3 protein-coding genes are annotated in these 2,752 nt (G+C 65.2%); 2 read left to right on the top strand and 1 reads right to left on the bottom strand.

Annotation, left to right across the window (positions count from 1 at the left end):
• Positions 1-319 precede the first annotated feature (319 nt).
• The gene (gene nhaA / locus EH240_RS36620) at positions 320-1,510 is read left to right on the top strand and encodes a Na+/H+ antiporter NhaA (protein ID WP_125007195.1); all 1,191 of its coding nucleotides are present in this window, start codon (positions 320-322) and stop codon (positions 1,508-1,510) included.
• Positions 1,511-1,667: 157 nt separating this feature from the next.
• Here the strand turns inward: nhaA and EH240_RS36615 are convergent, their stop codons facing one another.
• Entirely contained in the window at positions 1,668-2,168 is a 501-nt protein-coding gene (locus EH240_RS36615) for an MmcB family DNA repair protein (RefSeq protein WP_059189805.1), read from the bottom strand.
• 168 nt (positions 2,169-2,336) lie between these two features.
• Between EH240_RS36615 and EH240_RS36610 the strand changes: the two genes are divergently transcribed.
• Positions 2,337-2,752, top strand: a 416-nt coding sequence (locus EH240_RS36610) for a VOC family protein (protein WP_125007193.1), incomplete at its 3' end; no start/stop codon positions are given.

Raw genomic sequence — 2,752 nt, 5'->3', positions numbered from 1 at the left:
GGCCACGAGAATTCTGGCCTGTGCGGGATCACAAATCGCCAAAGTTGGCGCCGCCCCTTGTTGCCCTGCCGGGCATTTATCCCCGTATAGGGACGGGGAGAAAGGGGCCGGCCGCAACCCCGGCACCCTTCTTGCGACGCTAGCGATTGGCGAAACTGGTGATGAGCGCCCCCTCTCCCCGTCACTATACGGGGAGAGGATGCCGGCAGGCAGGTGAGGGGCGGCGCCGGCGGAGGCGGTTGCCGTCCAATGCTTGCCCGGTCGCCCAAGTTTGCGCATCATCGTGAATGACGCCGGCAGTCGGCATAAGGGAGCGAACATGCGCGACGAGCGGCCGAAATCGATCCTTCGCGAATTCCTCGATGGCGAGGCGGCCGGCGGCATCATCCTGATGGTGGCCGCGGCATTGGCGCTCATCGTCGCCAACTCGCCGCTCGCCGAACCCTATTTCGCAGTGCTCCACGCCTATCTCGGGCCGCTCAGCGTCTCGCACTGGATCAATGACGGGCTGATGGCGGTGTTCTTCTTGCTGGTCGGGCTGGAGATCAAGCGCGAGATGCTGGACGGCCAGCTTTCCACCTGGCCGCGCCGCGTGCTGCCGGGCATTGCCGCGGCCGGAGGCATGGTCGTTCCGGCGCTGGTCTATGTCTTGATCAATCGCGACAATCAGGCGGCACAGTCCGGCTGGGCGATCCCGACCGCCACCGACATCGCCTTCGCGCTCGGCGTGCTCTCGCTGCTCGGCAGTCGCGTGCCGGCCTCGCTGAAAGTGTTCCTCACCGCTTTGGCCATCATCGACGATCTCGGCGCCGTCATCATCATCGCGCTGTTCTATACCAGCGGCCTGTCGCTCGCCTATCTCGCCGCCGCTTTCGTCGTCATTGCGGTGCTCATCGCGCTCAACCGCATGCGGGTTATGAACCTGTTGCCCTATCTCGTGCTCGGTGCCGTGCTGTGGGTGCTGGTGCTGAAATCGGGCGTGCATGCAACGCTCGCCGGCGTGGCGCTGGCGCTCACCGTGCCGCTCGAACGCTCCCCCGGCATCGGCCACGACCTCGAGCATTCGCCGCTGCACCGACTGGAACACGGTCTGCACAAGCTCGTGCCCTTCATCGTCATCCCGATCTTCGGCTTCGCCAATGCCGGCGTCTCGCTCGGCGGCCTGAGCTTCGCCGCGCTGATCGAGCCGCTGACGCTCGGCGTCGCCGCCGGCCTTGTGCTGGGCAAGCTGGTCGGCGTGTTCGGCTCCTCGGCCATCGCTATCCGGCTCGGCTTCGCCGACCTGCCGGTCAATGCAGGATGGCTGCACATGCTGGGCATTTCGCTGCTCTGCGGCATCGGCTTCACCATGAGCCTGTTCATCGGCCTGCTCGCCTTCGCCAGTGACCCAGCGCTCCAGGACGCGGTGAAGGTCGGCATTCTCGCCGGCTCGCTGGTGGCGGCAGTCATCGGTGCTGCCGTGCTGCTCGCTGCGCCGGCGGCGGGTGGGGCGGAAGAGGATGTGGAGTAGAATACGCTGGCTTAGCTTCTTGCTTCGCCCCCTCATCCGGCCGCTTCGCGGCCACCTTCTCCCCGTCGGGGAGAAGAGCTTGGCGCCGGCGCTGACCGTCTCCTCTCCCCTCGGGGGAGAGGTCGCCCGAGCGCAGCGGAGGGCGGGTGAGGGGGCGCTACTCACTCTCCCCATCCAGCGCCGGCACCGCGACGCCGGCAAGCTCCGCCGCCAGCAGGCGCGCAGCGCCGGCCCGCGCGATCCTCAGCATCAGCGCCTTGCGCGTCGCGGCCGCCATGCGGTGCTCCGGCGCATCGCGCAGGATCTCGGCGCCATAGCCGTCGGAGAGGATGAAGCCGCATTCCTCCGGAAAAATCTCCTGCGGCACGCCGGGATGCGTGGCGAAGAAGAAGCGGTCCGAATGCAGCCGGTAGTCGGGCCATTTGCGATCGACGCGAAAATCCTCGATCGAGGATTTTATCTCGATGATCCATATGTCGCCCTGCCGGGTCAGCGCCACGAGATCGGCACGCCGGCCTGTGGCCAGGGACAATTCGGGCAGCACATGCGCGCCCATTTCGGTAAGCAGCCGCTGCACACCGCGCCGCACCAGCATGGCGCGCTCGGATTGGCGGCCGTCGATCAACGGGTTGAGGGGAATCGGGGAAACGATTGGCATGGCGGACACCATGCCAGATTTTGTTCACGGTTTGAACCCGTCCAGGTCGGGCGTCTACATATATCTGACAAACCAGCCCGATTGACGCATCCAGTGCCGTTCCACTTTTCCATATGGAACCATCTCCTATCGCGCCCGTTGCTGCGGGGACCGCTTTCAGGGCGCTTAATGAAAAAAGCACGCATTCATGTGATCACGTTGGCGGTAGCCGATCTCGAGCGGGCACTCGCCTTCTACCGGGCACTCGGGCTGCAGTCTGCCGGTGTGACCGCAACTGAGTTCGCCGGCGACGATACGCATCCCGCGGGCGCAATCGTCATGTTCCACCTCGACGGCGGTCAGATCCTCGCCCTTTACCCCCGTAGCGAACTCGCTAAAGACGCGGGCATCGCGCTCGGGCCAGCGCGTAGCGGCGAGTTCAGCCTAGGCCATGTCGTTGAGACCCGGCAGGAAGTGGACGAGCTACTGGCCAAAGCCGAAGCGGCTGGAGCACTCGTCACCGAACTGCACGACAGACCCTGGGGCATCTACTCCGGCTATTTTCGTGACCCGGACGGACATCTGTGGGAAATCATCCATAACTC

It is taken from the genome of Mesorhizobium tamadayense (assembly GCF_003863365.1).
Taxonomy (GTDB): domain Bacteria; phylum Pseudomonadota; class Alphaproteobacteria; order Rhizobiales; family Rhizobiaceae; genus Mesorhizobium; species Mesorhizobium tamadayense.
Note: the sequence above shows the minus strand (reverse complement) of the source record. Positions and strands in the feature narration are given on the sequence as shown.

Excerpts from the sequence above, each read along its gene's own strand:
- nhaA (WP_125007195.1), top strand. The coding sequence starts at position 320 with ATGCGCGACGAGCGGCCGAAATCGATCCTTCGCGAATTCCTCGATGGC.
- EH240_RS36615 (WP_059189805.1), bottom strand. The coding sequence starts at position 2,168 with ATGCCAATCGTTTCCCCGATTCCCCTCAACCCGTTGATCGACGGCCGC.